Genomic DNA, 16,398 nt, shown 5'->3' with positions numbered 1-16,398 from the left:
AGTGCTTACCTCTCCCCATCGGGGAGAGGTCATCGTGAGATGCGATCCGGGTGAGGGGGATGAACTCCATCGAGGAACCGTAACCCCTCACCCGGCGCTGCGCGCCGACCTCTCCCTATGGGAGAGGTGAAGCACTTCCGACGTGGCGCCAACGCGACCTGATCTCAACACGCTCTTGCCTTGGCAATTCTAAACCGCGCGACTGTGTGTGGCCACGAAGCGTGGAAGATGCGCATCGAATGCCGAGGCGACGCTGCGGACCAGGAATTCGGCGCCATCATTGACCGCGAGGCGGTCACCGAACATCGTCACAGCGCCATCGGCGATGAGGCTCTCGATCCGCGACCGATCGACGATAGCTGACTGTGGATCACGGCCGTGCAGCCGCGATACCTTGGGGAGGTCAACCGCAAGATCGCACATGATCCGCTCGATGATGTCGGCGCGGAAGCGGTCTTCCTCGGTGAAGGCGTAGCCCTTGACTGTGGCGACCCGGTCCTCGACGATGCGCGCAAGGTAGTCACGCGTCGGCACGGCGTTCTGCACGAAACCTTGCGGCATGCGGCCGATGGCGCTCGCGCCGAGGCCAATGAGGGTGTCGGCCGAATCGTCGGTGTAGCCCTGGAAATTCCGCCGCAACCTGCCTTCTTGTCTCGCCACGGCAAGATTGTCGGTGGGAAGGGCGAAGTGATCGAGGCCGATGCGCATGTAGCCCGCATCGAGCAACGCGTGCGCGATCGTCTCCGACTGAAGATGCCGCTCGATGCTGTCAGGCAAGGACTCCTCGGCAATCTTGCGCTGGTGCTTCTTGAAGGAGGGAATGTGCGCGTAGCCGAACACCGAGAAGCGATCCGGACGCAGCTCGACGCATTTTGCAACCGTGTCCAGGCACGAATCCACGGTCTGCAGGGGCAGGCCATAGAGCAGGTCGAAATTGAGCCCGCGGACGCCGGCCCGGCGCAGCCGCTCGACGGATGCTGCCGTCTGTTCGAAACTCTGGTGCCGATTGATGGCGCGCTGCACGGCTGGATCGAAGCTTTGGACGCCAAGGCTCGCGCGGTTGACGCCGCAATAGCTCAGCGCCTCCGCCATCGGCTCGGTCAGCGTGCGCGGATCGATCTCGACGGCGATCTCGGCTTCCGGCAGCACGAAGAACGAATAGCGCAAGGCACCGATGAGGTCCGCGAAGGTCTCCGGCGACATGATTGTCGGAGTGCCGCCGCCGAAGTGGATATGGGAGAGCGGCAGCCTTTGTCCAATCGTCTCGGCGACAAGGAGTGCCTCCGTGCGCAGGCCCGACGCGTAGATCGCAATCGGCTCGTCACGCTTGCTTACGGATGTATGACATCCGCAGTACCAGCACATGGCTCGGCAGAACGGGACGTGGAGATAGAGTGACGCCGGCTGGCGAATGGGTATCGATTTGAGCCACTGCCGATAATCGACTTCGCCGATCGCAGGTGAAAAATGCGGGGCCGTCGGATAGCTGGTGTAGCGTGGCAGCCGGTCCTGCCCGTAGGATTGCGCCAAGTCGGATCGCATCTGCCTTCCTCCTTCGTCTCCGCATGATCTATCGGACCCGTGGGGGAATGACTTTGTTCTAGCTCAATCGCATATCAGGTTGAGAGGTAGCCCCGGTGAGGCTGCGCTCCCTCTCCCGCCAGCGGGAGAGGCGAAGATTCGGCCGCTCAGGTTCGCGGCAGCAGCTTCGCCACATTCCGGGAGATCGCAGCAGTGACCGAGCTGGAAGGCTCGACGACCAGCCTGAAGCCGAGATTAGTCGGCGGAATGCCGACGGCGCATCCGCCGGACTTGGGATCACGGATGAAGTCGGTCATGTAGGCGCGGTGGGCTCCCTCCACGACGCGGACCCCACAATTCGTGTTGGTGATCCGCTCGCCTCTGTCGTCGAGCGAGGCGCGGACGAAGCAGCTATCCGTCCACTCCCAAACATTGCCGGCTAGGTCGTCCAGTCCGTTGCTGTTCGTGCCGAACGTGCCCCCGGGCTGCGCGGCCTTTTCGGCGGGCTTGGAGCGGGCGGATTCGGCTTCATATCGGGCGATCCAGGCCTGCGCCGGATCCGCGGGGTCGACCAGCGGCAACGCTTCGTCGCGCGCCTTCTCGGCGGCCGCGAATGTCCACTCCTCGTCGGTCGGCAGACGATGGGTAACACCGGTCCTGCGCGACAGCCATGCGGCATAGGCCGAGGCGTCATGCCAACTGACGCCGACGACGGGCACGTCCAGGGAGCCGTTGGGGACCGACACCTTTGGACAGGCTCCGTCGTCGACGCAGCGCACGTACTCGGCGACCGTGACCTGCCGCTTCATGACGATGAGATCAGCAGACAGGCGGAGTTTGCGCAGGGGTCCTTCGACCGGTCTGTCATCCCGCGAGAAATCGCCGGCAGCCCGATAGCTGAAGGAAGCGGGAGAGAGGCGTACAGCACCGTTGTCATCATGCGGAGGCGCGGGCGAGAACGCGGTCGCCAGGATCGGCGCGGTCAGCGCGCCGGCGAGCATGGCCGTCTTCATTTTCATCAGGATGAGCATGATGTCGCCTCCGATTGGTGAAACGGCCCGCGGGTAGGGACCGCGGGCCGTTCCTTCAGCTCCACCTACCGGCTTAGGGTTACCGGGTCGGCGGCGCCGAGCTTGTCGGCCGGAATCGGGCCGGGAGGAGAGACCTGCTTCATGAGGTCATCGCTCCATTTGCCTTCCACCTTGATGTGCGCCGCGGCTCCGAGTTCGAAGGCCTCGATCAAGTTGTGGTTGAGATAGGCGTACACGCCGGGCTGACGGAAGGTATACAGCGCGGCTGCTGCCGAACCGCCGCGCACCAGCCAGGTCTCGAGATCCTTCTCCGGCGGGTTGTTGAACTTGCCGGTCTCCCAGACATAGTCGCCGTGCCCGCCGATCAGGTGCGGACGAGTGTCGCGGTTGGCCTGCGAATGCACGATCATCACGGTTTCGCCGACCTTCGCGGTCAATGCATTCTTGCCGGTCAGCGCACCGACCCGCCCGTTGAAGACCACGTGCGTCGGGATCAGCTTGCGCATCACCTCCGTGGTATCAGCATAGGACTCGCCGACCGTGTCGTAGGTCTTGTACTTGCCGTTTGCGTCCTTCGGTATGTAGAGGTCGTTTTCGCCGATGTAGAAGATCTTGTCGTAGTGCAGCGGCTTGCCGTCACGGTCCTTCAATCCATCACGCGGCAGCACCATCACTGTGCCATGCATGCCGGAGACCACGTGCCATGGGACCATGCCCTCGGGCGCGCAGTGGTAGACGAAGACGCCCGGACGGGTCGCCTTCCAGCGCAGTACCGCCTGTTCGCCCGGATTGACCTTGGTCAGCGCGCCGCCGCCCAACGCTCCGGTCGACGAGTGAAGGTCGATGTTGTGCGGCATGGAATTGGTTGCGGGATTGACCAGCGTCAGCTCCATGTAGTCGCCTTCGTGCACCACCATCATCGGGCCCGGCATCGAGCCATTGAAGGTCATCGCATGAAACTTGGTGCCGGCGTCGTCGACCACGACTTCCTTCTCCTGGACCGTAAGCTTGAACTCCACGATCTTCGGTCCGGCCTTGGTCGCCTGTTCGTGCGGATGCACGAAGGGCGGCGCGACCAGCTCGACTCGTTCGCGCGGCAGCTTGATATCGTCGGCGGCGAGCGCCGGCGCGCTTATCATCAGCGCCGCGATCGCGGCTCCCATCAGGGCGGTCCTTCTCGTCAGCATGATGCACTCCATCGCTTCATTCGTCCTAATTCGATGCGTGCATCATGTGCGATCTGGTCGCCAAGCACGTTGCGCTGGAACAAGGAGATGTCGATTTGTTCGACGAAGCGATCTGCTTGAGAATTTGCGGATGATCAAAGAGAACTGAGGGCTGACACGTTAAGGTAGCGACATGAAATCGAACGCAGTGCCTACCGCGGATATGATGGTCGACGACGTGATGCGTCGATGGCCGCTCGCGATAGGTGTCTTTCTCGACTTCAGGATGCTCTGTGTCGGCTGTCCGATCGGCGCTTTCCACTCGATCGAAGAAGCATGCGGCGAACACGGCGTAGACACCGACGTCTTCGTGTCGAAGCTTACGGCGAGAGCGGCTTAAGGCGCGCGCTTGTTTGCCCGAACGGCTTCTTCGCCTTCGGCGAGACTATGCAGCCGATGTGTGTCGCGCAGAACGATGCGCTGCCTGCCACCCTCGACCAGGCCCTGCTGCTCCCACGCGCTGAGAATCCGGCTAACGGTATGCAGCGTCGTTCCGGTCATCTCGGCGACGTCCTGCCGGCTGATCGGGAAGTCGATCTCGACACCGGCATCGACTTTCTTGCCGGCCTGTTTGGCGAGGCGCAGCAGCGCATGGGCGACGCGCTGCTCGACCTGCTCGCTCGACATCTCCATGACGCGTGCCTGCGTATCTTGAAGACGGCTCCCCACGGTCTGAAGCACGGTGCTCGCGAGGCTTGGATATTTGACGATCAGCCGGTGCCAGGACGATGAGGGCCAGGCGAGCGCGATGCTGTCCACGGCGGCGACGGCCGTTGCCGGATAGTGCGTCAGGTTCATGGCCTGCGCGACGCCGAAGAGCTCGCCGGCCGAGACGTAGCGGGCCACGGACTGCTGCCCCTGCGATGTGGTCTTCTCGACGCGAAGATGTCCATGAAGTAAAACGAAGAAGCGATCCGCTTCCGCGCCCTGGTCGAACACCGCGGCTCCCTTCGGGTATCGAATCGAGCGCGCCTCGCGCAGCAGTTCGTCCTGTTCGGTCGGCGTAAGCCCGGCGAACATCGACAGGTTCGCGACCAGCGAGCGGTCGACTGCGGCCATGGATATCCTCGTTCCAATATGCCGCGGGGACTGTCCGCGGCCGATGCAAGCCTCAACGGCTCGTCAGGTTCTTAGCCCGAGATTCTACGACGAAGTTGAGCTGGCGCAACCTGGGCCGGGCGAGGCGGGGATATCTGACACGCGGGAGCCCGGTGGAGTTCGGGCGCAAGTTTCAGGAAATGGAAAGCATGAGACAAATTGCGATATTGGCGGGCGCTGCGGCGGTTCTAATCCTGGCCGGAAGCGCCCAGGCGGCGGACGTGGAAGTCAAGCTCCTGAACAGGGGGGCCGAAGGTGTGATGGTATTCGAGCCGTCCTTCGTGAAGATCGCACCCGGCGACACCGTGAAGTTCCTGTCCACCGACAAGGGTCACAACGCCGAGTCCATCAAGGGCATGCTTCCCGACGGCGCAACGCCCTTCGTCGGCAAGAACAGCGAAGATATCGCCGTCAAGTTCGACAAGGAGGGTGTCTACGGCGTGAAATGTCTGCCTCACTACGGCATGGGCATGGTCGCCATGATCGTGGTCGGAACGCCCGGCAACGTCGATCAGGCCAAGGCGGTCCCACAGAGCGGCAAGGCAAAGCAGGTGTTTGCGACGCTCTTCGACAAACTCGAAGCCGGCAAGACCGCGTCCAAGTGACGGTTGACCGGCCCCAGCTTCGCTTCTGAGCCGGATGGACGAGTACCGCCTCGTCCATCCAAACGTCGTAACAGACGCCGGACTCGCCGGCACGAGAAGCGCAGCGCCAGAAACCCGTCCGTGCGTGCACGGTCGGGTTCAAGATCGCAATCCTCATTGCGAAAGGCGACAGGCGCATTGATATAGCGCAAAGCCGGACCTACTGACGCACCTTCTCTTCGACCGGACAGCAGGCAGCCTTGCTCTCGGGAAAAATCAGGATCGACGTTCGGTCCTCGAGCTTCCGTAGAATATCGTCGGTGATGGCCTCGAAAAGTTTGCGTTCGATCACGCGATCTCTTCGGCTGCGTCGTCGCAATCTTTCGAAAATCCGCATCGTGTCCTCCGTTGATGACGCTTCCAATATTGCAGATCAGGGGCGTTGCGATCTTTGTCGGGGATCAAACACCTACGTGAAGGACACTGCAATTTGTGCTCCGACAAAGAGCCTGTGATCGCGGCGACCTACGGTTACCGCCATCAAGCGACGATGCAGAGAAAGTTCTGAGATCACGATGATCGGCGCCAGCATATCACGATGGACGATGAGCTACTTCGCGATGGCGATCGCCTGGCTGTTCGTCGCGCTGGCGCTGACGGTTGCGGGCGTCGGTTTTCCCGCGGCCGATCTGGCATCGCCGGACACGCTCGTCCTCGTGCACGTGGTCTGCATCGGATGGCTGAGCCTCGCAATGTGTGGCGCGCTGTTCCAGTTCGTGCCTGTGCTCGTGGCGAAGCCGCTGTTCTCGGAGAAGTGGGCTTTGCCTGCTCTGGGTCTTCTGACCGCCGGTCTCGCCTCGCTGCTCGCGGGCTTCCTGGCATTGGGTGGTCGGCTGCCGGCCTGGCTGTGGCTGCTTCCGTTCGGCGCAGTCCTGCTGATCGCTGGATTCGGGCTGATCATCGTCGATCTCGGGCTGACCGCATGGCTGCGGCCGGTGGGGCCGGCTCGCTTTGTCCTCGTTGGCTTGGCCTCGCTCTGTGTCACCGTCGCCTTCGGCGCGATGTTCGCGTTCGCGCTGGCGGGGTGGGCGGGATCGGCCGGGCAATCGATTCTGGCTGGTGGCGTGCCGCTGCACGCGATCGCCGGTCTTGGCGGCTGGCTGACGTTGACGGCAATGGGCGTCAGCTACCGGCTGTTGTCCATGTTCATGCTTTCGCCTGACGTCGACGACCGGAAAAGCGGAACGACGCTGATGGCCGGTGGGCTCGCGATCGCCGTCACAGTGGTCGGTGGTGTGCTCGCGATCGAGGTCTTTGCCGGACTGAATGTTGCGCTATCGATAGCTGCCGTCCTTGGCCTCGCGACTGCCGCCCTATACGGGCGCGACGTGTTCGCAATCTTCCGCGCTCGCAAGCGGCGCCAGCTCGAGCTCAATACGCGGATGGCGACGCTGTCCTTCGCGAGCCTGGCGGGGACTGCGCTTCTGGGTGCAGCGCTTGTCGTGACCGGCGACTTTACCGCGCATGTCGGAGCGTTCGTCTTCCTCGCTGTCTTCGGCTGGTTGTCTGGCTTGGTCCTCGCCAAACTCTATAAGATCGTAGCTTTCCTGACCTGGCTCGAGACCTATGGTCCGGTGATGGGACGAACTCCGACTCCCCGCGTTCAGGACCTCGTCGCAGAGCGAAGGGCATCGAAGTGGTTCGTGATCTACTACGCGGCCGTCTGGACCGGAACGCTGATGCTGCTGGTCGGCCAACCGTCGGGATTCCAAGCGGCTGCGATGGCGATGACGGCCGGAGTTATCGGCATCGTTCGCGAAGTGATCCGGACACGGCAGCTCGCTGATGTCGCGAACCCGCTGCGCTTTCCGGGCGGCGCCCGCGCGCCCCATCTGCTGTTTGCAAGGAACTAAAACGAAACGGAGGGAAGAAGCATGACCGAATACATCGACGTAGATGTCCGTCCGATCCTGCGCGCCGGCGGCGAGCCGTTCTCGGTCATCATGGCCGCACTCGAACGCCTGGAGCCAGGGCAGGGGCTCCGCCTCTACGCCATGTTCAAGCCGATCCCGCTATTTGCCGTCATGGCAGACAGAGGGTTCATGCATTCCGAGCGCGCGCTCGACGGCGGCGAATGTGAAGTTCTGTTCACGCCGGCGGAGGCGGCGGAGAACACGGCCGCCCCGAGTGGAACGCCGAGCTTCGACAATTGGCCGGAGCCCGCCGTGAAGCTCGACAATCGCGATCTCGATCCTCCTGAGCCTATGGTCCGGATCCTTGCGGCCGCCGAGAAACTGGGTCCCGGCGAGACTCTTTCCGCGCTGCTGCGCCGCGAGCCCGTCTTTCTGTTCCCGCAGCTCGAGAAGCGTGGATATCGCTGGCTCGGCGGGTTCACGCCTGACGGCGCGACCTACGAACTGACGGTGAGGGCTCCGTCATGACAAGCGAACTCGCCAGCCGGATTCGGGACGCGCTGCGTGTCGTGATCGATCCCGAGCTCGGTCACAACATCGTCGATCTCGGCTTCGTCTATGACATCTCGGTCGTCGGAGACGCCGTCCGCATCACAATGACGGCGACCACCCCGGGATGCCCCGCGACCGGTTTCCTGCAAGAAGGCGTGACGAGCTGTGTCGCGGAGGTGCCGGGCGTCGGCTCGGCCGATGTCGAGATGACGTTCGATCCGCCGTGGACGCCAGAACGCATTGAGCCGGCCGTCCGCGACTCGCTCGGCTTCGCTACAGTCAATTGACCTCGGGAATACGACATCCCGGCAAGGGACGTCGCATTCACGACACGCGAACAGGTCGGCAAAAGTTGCTCGGTCCGGCAATTTTGATCCGGCTTCGCCGGTATCTCGGAGATTTATCTATTTGACTTCATTGTGCTTTTTCGTTGGCAGGCGGCTTGCAACGATCGCAGCGGTTGCGGCCATGACACCCAAAACATCCCGGCGGCCGCCCGGATCCAATTGGAGATGATGTAATGGGTATCTTCGGCGCCCTGACCACGTCCGTCGCCGGACTGCGGGCAAACTCGTACGCGCTGGAAAACATTTCCGGTAACATCGCGAACTCGCAGACGACCGGCTTCAAGCGGATTGACACCAGCTTCCTTGATCTCATTCCAGACACTGGCACGAACGCACAGCTCGCCGGAAGCGTGGTTGCGAACTCGCGCAGCACCAACACGATTGCCGGCTCCGTTCAGTCGGCTTCGGTCTCCACCTACATGGCGATCAACGGCGACGGCTTCTTTGCCGTACAGAAGCCGGGCAGCATGTCCGACAACCAGCCGATATTCGACGGCGTCAACCGGTACACAAGACGCGGCGACTTTACGCTGGACCAAAACGGATACCTCGTTAACGGTGCCGGCTATTATCTCGAGGGCGTGAAGATTGATCCGACGACCGGAAATCCCGCCGGAAGTACGCCGGAAGTCCTGAGGTTCCAGAACGATTTCCTGCCGTCGCAAGCAACCACCAAGATCGACTATCGCGCCAATCTCGCCAGCACCCCGCTGACAGCCAAGCGCCAAGCCTCAGTGCCAGGCTCGGAATTGCTGAGGCCTGCCGATTTCATATCCAATCCACGAACCCTTGGAACGGCCGCGACGCCGTTTGCCAATACACCCGTGACCGGTAATGCGCGGAACAACCTCGAGACGATCGCGAAACCCATTTCCGCAGCAACGTCCCTCGTGAGTGCGGCGGGCACGGATTCGCTCACGGCGGGCTTTGCCAGCGGTGACACTCTGGTGCTGAAGACCACCACGGGCGGTGTCACGACAACCAACACCATCTCATTTTATACTGGAGCCGCGCCCGCGCCTGTCGCCGGCACTACCTTTGTCGATCTCTCCACCGCGACGGTTGGAAGCCTTTTAACCACCATTGATGGTCTTACAGGCAATGTTTCGCCGTCACCGGCGTCCAGCGTGTCGAGCACCGGCGCAATCACCTTGAATACGGGTACGGCAAATGACTTCAGCCTGGCCGCAGGTTCATCCGCATCGGCTGTCGCAGCGTTTCAAGCGCTGGGCTTCTCGGGCACCGTTGTAGGGATGCGCGCCGGCGGCGGGACAGCCGGCACCGGCGTCGTCATTGGCAGCGACAAGCAAGCCTTTCTGGATGAGTCGATAAGCGGGGGCGCGAGGACCGTGTATGACGGCAACGGCGCTCCGGTGAACCTGCAGTTCCGATGGGCCAAAGTCGAATCGTCCACGATGGGTGGGACGGACACCTGGAATCTATTCTACCAGGTCAATTCCAACGCGACCGGAAACACCGTTGCCTGGCAGAACGTCGGAACGGACTTCAAGTTTGGTCCGAACGGGCAGATGCAGCCGGTGGTCAGTCAGATCACGCTGGCCGGGCTTACCGTGGATGGGACCAGCCTCGGTAACGTCACAATGGCATTTGGCACCGGCGGACTAACGTCGTTTGCGGATACCAATGGCAACGTGCAGGTGAACCAACTGCAGCAGGACGGTTACGCCGCTGGTCAACTGCAAAGCGTGTCGGTCAGCGACGAGGGACGTGTCGTCGGCACCTACTCGAACGGCCGCACCATCGATCTTGCGGAGGTCTCCATAGCCACCTTCAACGGCGCCAACTTCCTGAAGCGCGTCGACGGCGGCGCCTTTGAAGTGACCAACGAATCCGGAGACGCGCTCTATGGAAAAGGCGGGAGCATTTCGGGCTCGTCGCTTGAATCTTCGAACACGGATATCGCCGACGAATTCACGAAATTGATCGTGACGCAGCAGGCCTATTCCGCAAACACCAAGGTGATCACGACAACGAACACGATGGTCCAGGATCTCCTCAACGTGATGCGGTAATTGACACCGGGCGCGCACGTAACCGCTTGAGAGTAGTCTTGTCATGAGTCTGAACGACGCCCTCGCCATCGCCATGTCCGGCCTTCGCGCCAATCAGGCGGCGATTTCGCTGGTCTCGTCGAACGTCGCCAATGCGGAAACGCCCGGCTACGTTCGCAAGACGGTTGACCAGGTCACGTCCTATGCCGGTGCGCATGGCAGCAACGTTGTCGTCGCCGGGATCAATCGTGAACTCGATCAATATATCCAGGCGCAGTTGCGCACGGAAACGTCGGGCGCGTCGTACGCCTCGCTTCGCTCGAACGTTCTGCAGCAACTGCAAAGCCTCTATGGAGATCCGGGTTCAATCGGAACGCTGGAGAGCGCGTTTAACAATCTCACGACGGCGCTGCAGGCGCTCAATACCAGCGCTGACAGCCAGTCGGCCCGAATAGGCGTTCTCAACGCGGCGTCGACGCTGACGCAACAACTGAACTCGATGACGCAAGGTATTCAAACCTTGCGCGGGACCGCAGAGACCGGCATCAAGGACTCGGTCACGACGGCGAACAATCTGCTCAAGCAGATAGCGTCAATCAACAACAAATTGATGGCTAATCCATCCGGCGGCACGTCTACCGATGCGTCGACCGCCGCATTGCTCGATCAACGCGATCAATATGTGAATCAGCTTTCAGAGCTGATGGACATCCGTGTCACGACCAATAGCGTCAACCAGGTCACGGTTTTTACCGGCTCCGGCATCCAGCTCGTGGGTAACGAAGCCGCGACCCTGTCGTTCAATGCTCAGGCCACCGTTGGTGCAAATACGACGTGGAGCAGCGATCCCAATCAGAGCCAGCTTGGCTCCGTCGTACTTGAGTTTCCGGGTAGCGGCGCATCGATCGATCTCACGGCTACCGGTGCGATCAAATCGGGCAAGATCGCGGCTTATACCGAACTACGAGACAAGACGTTAGTCACGGCACAGAACCAGCTCGACCAGTTTGCTGCGTCGCTGTCGAGCGCGTTGTCCGATCAGACAACAGCGGGCACGCCGATAACGGGCTCGCCAGTCCCGGCCGGAACGCCTTCGGGGTTTGCGCTCGATATCTCGGGCATGAAATCCGGCAACGTCATCCATCTCACTTACACTGATGCGGCGACCAATCAGCAGCGCGAAATCTCCTTCGTGCGCGTCGATGACCCCCGCGTGCTGCCGTTGTCGAACGATACGACCGCGAATCCGAATGATCAGGTGATCGGGATCGATTTCTCCGGATCGTTCTCGTCGGTGCTCGATCAGCTCAATGCTGCACTGGGCGGCAGCGTCACATTCAGCGGAACAAGCACATCGCTGAGCGTTCTGAGCAATCCCGCTTTCGCCCGGATCGATAGCGCTTCGGTTACGGTCACCAAGAACCCGAATGCGTTGAACGATGGCAGTCCGCAGATCGCCCTCTTCATTGACAGCGGGGCACCTTACAGCGGTGCGATCAGCGCGTCCGGATCTCAGATAACGGGTCTTGCGGGACGCCTGACCGTCAACAGCGCGCTGATCAATGATCCTGCCAAGCTCGTGACGTACGGGAGTTCGACGCCCGCAGGAGACACCACACGGCCCTCGTTCATCCTCAATCAGCTAAGCAACGCGAGTTACACGTTCGGTGCGCAGAGTGGGGTTGGTAGTGCGAGCGCACCGTTCAAGGGCACGCTGCTCAGTTTCATGCGGCAATTCACCAGTCAGCAGGGGGCGGATGCCGACGCGGCGAAGCAGCTTGCCGATGGTCAGAACGTCGTGCTCAGCACGCTCCAGCAGAAGATGTCGACGTCCTCGGGCGTGAACATGGATGAAGAGATGGCGCATCTCTTGTCGTTACAGAATGCTTATTCGGCAAACGCGCGCGTGATGTCGGCGGTCAACGACATGTACAAAACCCTGATGCAGGTATTGTGAGGCAGCCATGACGATATCCGGGGTTAGTCAACGCACATCCTACATCGGCTCGGGCATTCTCGATTTGCGCAGTCAGCTTGATACGCTGACGCAGCAACTCGCGTCCGGCAAGATCTCCAATACTTACGCGGGGCAGGGTAGTGGTCGCAGTCTTGCGATCGCGCTACGCGCGCAGATCACAGGGATAGGAGCCTATTCCGATACTGCGACCAATCTGAACACGCGCATTGGTGTCACTAACCTTTCACTGCAGCAGTTGGTGAAGATCGGGTCGGAAGTAAAGGGCGCCGCCGTCAGCGCAAGCTCGGATCTCGACGATGCGGGTCATACCTCGGGGCAGAAGACCGCATTGCTCGACTTCACCGATTCAGTCGACATGCTCAACGCGAAGTCAGGCGATCGCTATCTGTTTTCCGGCCGTGCTACGGATACCGCCCCTGTGGCATCGGCCGATGAGATCATGAACGGTCATGGCGCGCAGGTCGCCGGACTGAAGCAGGTCATCGCCGAGCGAAAGATCGCTGATCTCGGTGTCAATCAGAACGGTCGCGTCGGCAGTGCCGTCGGTACGCCGGCAACTTCAGTTGTTCTCACCGAGGAGGATGCAACACCGGCGCCTCCGCAGCAGGCGCAGCCGTTCGGGATCAAGCTCACCGGCGTATCCACAAATATAACGGGCGCTACTGTCACCCAGCCCGTCGACCTGCCCGCGACTGTTCCGCCGGCGCCACCGGCGACACCGGTGCAGAAGTCCATGTCGGTCGATCTTGGCGCGACCAATCCGAAGCCGGGTGACCAGGTCAAGTTCACCTTCACCATGCCTGATGGCACCAAGGAAGATATCGTCATGACGGCATCGAACACCACGCCGCTTGCCGCCAACAGCTTCCTGATTGGTGCCGATACCACCGCGACCGCGGCCAATCTGAACACGGCGCTCGGGACCTCGATGAAGAATCTGGCGAACGGTCCGATGGTGGCGGCGTCGGCGATGGAAGCCGGTGAGAACTTTTTCGATCAACCTCCGCTGCGCGTCGGGACGACGCCGCTTGCGTCGGCCACCACGCTTGTGGCCGGCACTCCCGATAACACCGTGATCTGGTACAACGGCGAACAGAATACTGCGGCGAACGGACCGGCGCGCGGATCGGCGGTAGCCCAGATCGATACATCCATCACGGTGCAGTATGGCGCCAGAGCCGACGAACCGGCATTGCGGTCGCAACTGCAGACAGTGGCAGTGTTTGCGGCCGTAACCACGTCGGCAACGGATCCCTATGCGAATGCCCAGGTTACTGCGCTCAACCAGCGCGTCGCAAACAGTTTGGCGACGGTGCCGGGGACCCAGACGATTGAAAATATCCAGGCCGACTTCGCCGGCGCGCAGGGCTCGATCAAAGCGGCTACCGATCGGCAGGTTCAGACCAAGGCGATGGCCCAAACGATGCTGGATTCGATCGAAGGCATCAATGACGACGAAGTCGCGACCAAAATCCTGGCACTGCAGACTGCACTGCAGGCGTCTTATCAAACGACATCGATGCTTTACCAGATGAGTCTGGTCAAGTTCCTCTAAGGGAGAGACTCAATCTTCTTCTCGATCGCGAGTGCCGCCTCCAGCAAAATCTCGGCGACCTCTTGCTCTCGGCGCGGTCCGAGTCTCGTGCGAACGGCTGATACGGTGATCGCCGCGGCCGGCTGGCGATCGGGGGTCTTGATCCAGGTGGACAGCGATTTCGTTCCCTGCACCAGACCGGCCTCGCGCAGATTGTAGCCTCTGCGCTTGGCCAAGGCGATTTGTGAAAGCACCGTCGCCACGCTGGTGCGATACCCGGCAAACCGCACTTCATTGGCAGTCACGATCTTGCGTGCGTCGGGCGTCGGCATCGCGGCAAGAATCGCAACACCTGCACTGCTGACGCCGAGCGGACGTCTGGCGCCGACTTCGATCGACAGCACCTGGATCGGATAGAAGCCGATCCTGCGATCGACGCATAGCGTATCATTGCCGGTACGTACCGTCAGGAACAATGTGTCGCCGACCCGCTGCGAGGTTCGCGCCAGGATATCGTCCGCTGCGGCAAGCAGGGGTGAACGCGAGGGGCGCGCCAGCGCCAATTCCGGCACCTGTCCGCCGATCGCATAGCGGCCGGTCTTCTCGTGCCGTTCGACGATGCCTTCCTCGATCAGCACGTGAACGATCCGGTGCACCGTCGGCCGCGTCAGCCCGGTCGCCTGCACCACTTCGGTAAGCGGTACTCCGCTCTCCCTGCCAGCGGCGAGGATGCGCAGCACCATCAGCGCTCGCCGGATCGCCTGGGCACCTTGCCTCGGTTCCGTGGTCATGGCTTGCTGTCCATAATGTGGACAGAATTGGCGCAAAGCCGTCGACAAGTAAAGCCCGCTCGCCGAATGATCTCGCATCGCATCGAGGCGTCGGCTAGACGATCCCGATCGGACACTCAACGAGAACAGGGTGGAGACCTCATCCGCCGCGGCTTTGGGAGGATGTCACATGAGGTTTCTCGCTGTTGCGGTCGCTGCCATCGCGGCGATAGCAGCTGGACCCGTCGCAGCCCAGACATGGCCGGATCGCAATGTCCGCTTGATCGTGCCATATCCCGCCGGCGGCAATGTCGACAGCGCTGCCCGCATCGTGGCTGACAAGCTGCAGCAACGGCTCGGGCAGGCTTTCATCGTCGAGAACAAGTCCGGCGCCGGTGGCCTGATCGCGGGCGAGACGTTCGCGAAATCGGCGAAGGATGGCTACACGCTGTTCATTGGTGCCAACGGCCCGGTGCTGTTCGCCCCCGAGATCAACAAGCGCGAGGCCTATGTCTGGAAACGGGATTTCCTCCCGATCACGACCATCTCGATGACGCCCTTGGTGCTCGAGGTTCATCCCTCCGTTCAGGCAAAGACGTTGAAGGAGTTTCTGGACCTGGCGCGCCGCGAGCCGGGCAAGCTCACGATGGCGTCCCCGGGAGCGGGGACGACCAATCATTTGCTCAGCGAACTGGCGCAATCGGAACTCGGCCTGCAATGGGTCACAGTGCATTACCGTGGCAACGCGCCGGCGACCAATGACTTGATCGGCGGGCAGGTGCAGTTTGCGTTCGACCAGGTTTCCGTCGCGCTGCCCTTCGTCAAGAGCGGCGCGGTCCGTGTGCTTGCAGTCACCAGCGCGCATCGCCTCGCCTCGATGCCCGACGTGCAGACCTTCGCCGAACTCGGCTACAAGGATTTCGATGCGCAGACCTTCACCGGCCTGTTCGCGCCGGCCGGTACGCCTGATGCGATCGTAACGAAGCTGCACGACACCATGGCGGAGATCCTGAAGGATCCCGCGGTCGTCGAGAAATTCGACAAGCTCGGCGCCGAGGCCGTCGCGATGTCACCTGTGGAGTTCACGGCCTATTTGACACGCGAAGACGCCAAGTGGATTCCCATCGTCCGCAAGGCGAACATCCGGGCCGATTGAGGCCGGCGCGCATACGCCAGTCAAGCTTCGAGGCAGCATGCAGATTGACCCCTCAGAACTCGGCGCGGAACGCATCTACCGGCTGATGACCGGCATCGTCGTGCCGCGGCCGATCGCCTGGGTGACCAGCATGTCGCGCAAAGGTGTGCTCAATCTCGCCCCCTTCAGCGCCTTCACCTTTGTCTCGCAGAAGCCGCCGATGCTCGCCATCAGCATCGGCCGCAAGGCCGGCGTCTACAAGGACACCGCGCATAATATTCTCGATACCGAAGAATACGTCATTCACATCGCCGACACGCCGCTGATGACGGCATTGCATGAGAGTTCGGTCGAGCATCCGCCCGAGGTGAGCGAAGTCGAATTGCTCAAGCTCGAGACCGTGCCGAGCGAACGCATCAAGGTGCCGCGGCCCGCCGCGCCGCCGGTCGCCATGGAATGCCGGTTTCACCAATGTCTCGAATTCGGCGAGGCTCGCAGCCGGCTGATTGTCGGCGAGGTCCTGATGTTTCATCTCCGGGATGGGCTCGTGAACGACGGCAAGGTGGAAACCGAGGCGCTTGATCCGATCGCGCGTATTGCAGGGCCACGTTATGCCCGGCTCGGAGAGATCGTCACCCTGCGCGCTGTGTTCCAGGCACCGAAGTCGACCGATTGAGATCGTATACCAGTAAGACAG

Annotated in this window: 16 protein-coding genes; 10 read left to right on the top strand and 6 right to left on the bottom strand. The window is 61.6% G+C overall.

Going from position 1 to position 16,398, the window contains the following annotated elements:
* Positions 1 to 189: 189 nt before the first annotated feature.
* The 3 genes from hemN to nirK form a co-directional block, all read right to left on the bottom strand.
* The gene (gene hemN, locus ACZXDY_RS09875) at positions 190 to 1,542 is read right to left on the bottom strand and encodes an oxygen-independent coproporphyrinogen III oxidase (protein ID WP_464345353.1); all 1,353 of its coding nucleotides are present in this window, start codon (positions 1,540 to 1,542) and stop codon (positions 190 to 192) included.
* A gap of 146 nt (positions 1,543 to 1,688) precedes the next feature.
* On the bottom strand, positions 1,689 to 2,552 hold the full coding sequence (locus ACZXDY_RS09870) for an SUMF1/EgtB/PvdO family nonheme iron enzyme (RefSeq protein ID WP_464345352.1): 864 nt from the start codon (positions 2,550 to 2,552) through the stop codon (positions 1,689 to 1,691).
* A 65-nt stretch (positions 2,553 to 2,617) separates the two neighbouring features.
* The gene (nirK, locus tag ACZXDY_RS09865; protein WP_464345351.1) at positions 2,618 to 3,739 is read right to left on the bottom strand and encodes a copper-containing nitrite reductase; all 1,122 of its coding nucleotides are present in this window, start codon (positions 3,737 to 3,739) and stop codon (positions 2,618 to 2,620) included.
* 172 nt (positions 3,740 to 3,911) lie between these two features.
* Here nirK and ACZXDY_RS09860 point away from each other — a divergent pair, with 172 nt between their 5' ends.
* Positions 3,912 to 4,118, top strand: coding sequence for a DUF1858 domain-containing protein (locus ACZXDY_RS09860; RefSeq protein WP_196237221.1), 207 nt, complete (start codon positions 3,912 to 3,914; stop codon positions 4,116 to 4,118).
* On the opposite strand, the gene ACZXDY_RS09855 is transcribed toward ACZXDY_RS09860, so the two are convergent.
* Positions 4,115 to 4,837, bottom strand: a complete 723-nt coding sequence (locus ACZXDY_RS09855; RefSeq protein ID WP_464345350.1) for a Crp/Fnr family transcriptional regulator — start codon at positions 4,835 to 4,837, stop codon at positions 4,115 to 4,117. The two genes, ACZXDY_RS09860 and ACZXDY_RS09855, sit on opposite strands and share 4 nt — an antisense overlap.
* Positions 4,838 to 5,025: 188 nt before the next feature.
* On the opposite strand from ACZXDY_RS09855, the gene ACZXDY_RS09850 reads away from it, so the two are divergent.
* On the top strand, positions 5,026 to 5,481 hold the full coding sequence (locus tag ACZXDY_RS09850; RefSeq protein ID WP_464345396.1) for a pseudoazurin: 456 nt from the start codon (positions 5,026 to 5,028) through the stop codon (positions 5,479 to 5,481).
* 199 nt (positions 5,482 to 5,680) lie between these two features.
* Here the strand turns inward: ACZXDY_RS09850 and ACZXDY_RS09845 are convergent, their stop codons facing one another.
* On the bottom strand, positions 5,681 to 5,812 hold the full coding sequence (locus ACZXDY_RS09845) for a hypothetical protein (protein WP_283806988.1): 132 nt from the start codon (positions 5,810 to 5,812) through the stop codon (positions 5,681 to 5,683).
* Positions 5,813 to 6,035: 223 nt separating this feature from the next.
* Here ACZXDY_RS09845 and ACZXDY_RS09840 point away from each other — a divergent pair, with 223 nt between their 5' ends.
* The 6 genes from ACZXDY_RS09840 to ACZXDY_RS09815 all read left to right on the top strand — a co-directional run bounded on the left by ACZXDY_RS09840 (position 6,036) and on the right by ACZXDY_RS09815 (position 13,817).
* Positions 6,036 to 7,373 carry a hypothetical protein gene (locus tag ACZXDY_RS09840; RefSeq protein WP_464345349.1) on the top strand — a complete coding sequence of 446 codons (1,338 nt, stop codon included), beginning with the start codon at positions 6,036 to 6,038 and terminating at the stop codon, positions 7,371 to 7,373.
* 21 nt (positions 7,374 to 7,394) lie between these two features.
* A complete protein-coding gene (locus tag ACZXDY_RS09835; RefSeq protein WP_464345348.1) occupies positions 7,395 to 7,901 on the top strand; it encodes a DUF2249 domain-containing protein in 507 nt (168 codons plus the stop codon).
* Positions 7,898 to 8,212, top strand: a complete 315-nt coding sequence (locus ACZXDY_RS09830; protein WP_464345347.1) for a metal-sulfur cluster assembly factor — start codon at positions 7,898 to 7,900, stop codon at positions 8,210 to 8,212. Before ACZXDY_RS09835 ends, ACZXDY_RS09830 begins: the two co-directional genes overlap by 4 nt.
* Positions 8,213 to 8,445: 233 nt before the next feature.
* On the top strand, positions 8,446 to 10,305 hold the full coding sequence (locus ACZXDY_RS09825; protein ID WP_464345346.1) for a flagellar hook-basal body complex protein: 1,860 nt from the start codon (positions 8,446 to 8,448) through the stop codon (positions 10,303 to 10,305).
* Between the two features lie 43 nt (positions 10,306 to 10,348).
* Complete coding sequence (gene flgK, locus ACZXDY_RS09820) at positions 10,349 to 12,241, top strand: flagellar hook-associated protein FlgK (RefSeq protein ID WP_464345345.1); 1,893 nt, start codon at positions 10,349 to 10,351, stop codon at positions 12,239 to 12,241.
* A gap of 7 nt (positions 12,242 to 12,248) precedes the next feature.
* Positions 12,249 to 13,817 carry a flagellar biosynthesis protein FlgL gene (locus tag ACZXDY_RS09815; RefSeq protein ID WP_464345344.1) on the top strand — a complete coding sequence of 523 codons (1,569 nt, stop codon included), beginning with the start codon at positions 12,249 to 12,251 and terminating at the stop codon, positions 13,815 to 13,817.
* Here ACZXDY_RS09815 and ACZXDY_RS09810 read toward each other — a convergent pair.
* Positions 13,814 to 14,587: an IclR family transcriptional regulator gene (locus ACZXDY_RS09810; RefSeq protein ID WP_208825945.1), complete on the bottom strand. Its 774-nt coding sequence runs from the start codon at positions 14,585 to 14,587 to the stop codon at positions 13,814 to 13,816. The genes ACZXDY_RS09815 and ACZXDY_RS09810 overlap by 4 nt on opposite strands.
* A 169-nt stretch (positions 14,588 to 14,756) precedes the next feature.
* Here ACZXDY_RS09810 and ACZXDY_RS09805 point away from each other — a divergent pair, with 169 nt between their 5' ends.
* Together ACZXDY_RS09805 and ACZXDY_RS09800 are read left to right on the top strand one after the other, a co-directional pair.
* Positions 14,757 to 15,722, top strand: coding sequence for a Bug family tripartite tricarboxylate transporter substrate binding protein (locus ACZXDY_RS09805; RefSeq protein ID WP_464345343.1), 966 nt, complete (start codon positions 14,757 to 14,759; stop codon positions 15,720 to 15,722).
* Positions 15,723 to 15,759: 37 nt separating this feature from the next.
* Complete coding sequence (locus ACZXDY_RS09800; protein WP_464345342.1) at positions 15,760 to 16,377, top strand: flavin reductase family protein; 618 nt, start codon at positions 15,760 to 15,762, stop codon at positions 16,375 to 16,377.
* Positions 16,378 to 16,398 lie beyond the last annotated feature (21 nt).

The sequence above is a fragment of the Bradyrhizobium sp. LeoB3 genome, assembly GCF_055456055.1.
Note: the sequence above shows the minus strand (reverse complement) of the source record. Positions and strands in the feature narration are given on the sequence as shown.

What these genes read in the sequence shown, in the direction of transcription:
- ACZXDY_RS09830 (WP_464345347.1), top strand. Translation starts at nt 7,898, where the DNA reads ATGACAAGCGAACTCGCCAGCCGGATTCGGGACGCGCTGCGTGTCGTG.
- ACZXDY_RS09825 (WP_464345346.1), top strand. Translation starts at nt 8,446, where the DNA reads ATGGGTATCTTCGGCGCCCTGACCACGTCCGTCGCCGGACTGCGGGCA.
- hemN (WP_464345353.1), bottom strand. Translation starts at nt 1,542, where the DNA reads ATGCGATCCGACTTGGCGCAATCCTACGGGCAGGACCGGCTGCCACGC.
- ACZXDY_RS09840 (WP_464345349.1), top strand. Translation starts at nt 6,036, where the DNA reads ATGATCGGCGCCAGCATATCACGATGGACGATGAGCTACTTCGCGATG.
- ACZXDY_RS09855 (WP_464345350.1), bottom strand. Translation starts at nt 4,837, where the DNA reads ATGGCCGCAGTCGACCGCTCGCTGGTCGCGAACCTGTCGATGTTCGCC.
- ACZXDY_RS09870 (WP_464345352.1), bottom strand. Translation starts at nt 2,552, where the DNA reads ATGCTCATCCTGATGAAAATGAAGACGGCCATGCTCGCCGGCGCGCTG.
- ACZXDY_RS09860 (WP_196237221.1), top strand. Translation starts at nt 3,912, where the DNA reads ATGAAATCGAACGCAGTGCCTACCGCGGATATGATGGTCGACGACGTG.
- ACZXDY_RS09810 (WP_208825945.1), bottom strand. Translation starts at nt 14,587, where the DNA reads ATGACCACGGAACCGAGGCAAGGTGCCCAGGCGATCCGGCGAGCGCTG.
- ACZXDY_RS09805 (WP_464345343.1), top strand. Translation starts at nt 14,757, where the DNA reads ATGAGGTTTCTCGCTGTTGCGGTCGCTGCCATCGCGGCGATAGCAGCT.
- flgK (WP_464345345.1), top strand. Translation starts at nt 10,349, where the DNA reads ATGAGTCTGAACGACGCCCTCGCCATCGCCATGTCCGGCCTTCGCGCC.
- ACZXDY_RS09815 (WP_464345344.1), top strand. Translation starts at nt 12,249, where the DNA reads ATGACGATATCCGGGGTTAGTCAACGCACATCCTACATCGGCTCGGGC.
- ACZXDY_RS09835 (WP_464345348.1), top strand. Translation starts at nt 7,395, where the DNA reads ATGACCGAATACATCGACGTAGATGTCCGTCCGATCCTGCGCGCCGGC.
- ACZXDY_RS09850 (WP_464345396.1), top strand. Translation starts at nt 5,026, where the DNA reads ATGAGACAAATTGCGATATTGGCGGGCGCTGCGGCGGTTCTAATCCTG.
- ACZXDY_RS09800 (WP_464345342.1), top strand. Translation starts at nt 15,760, where the DNA reads ATGCAGATTGACCCCTCAGAACTCGGCGCGGAACGCATCTACCGGCTG.
- nirK (WP_464345351.1), bottom strand. Translation starts at nt 3,739, where the DNA reads ATGCTGACGAGAAGGACCGCCCTGATGGGAGCCGCGATCGCGGCGCTG.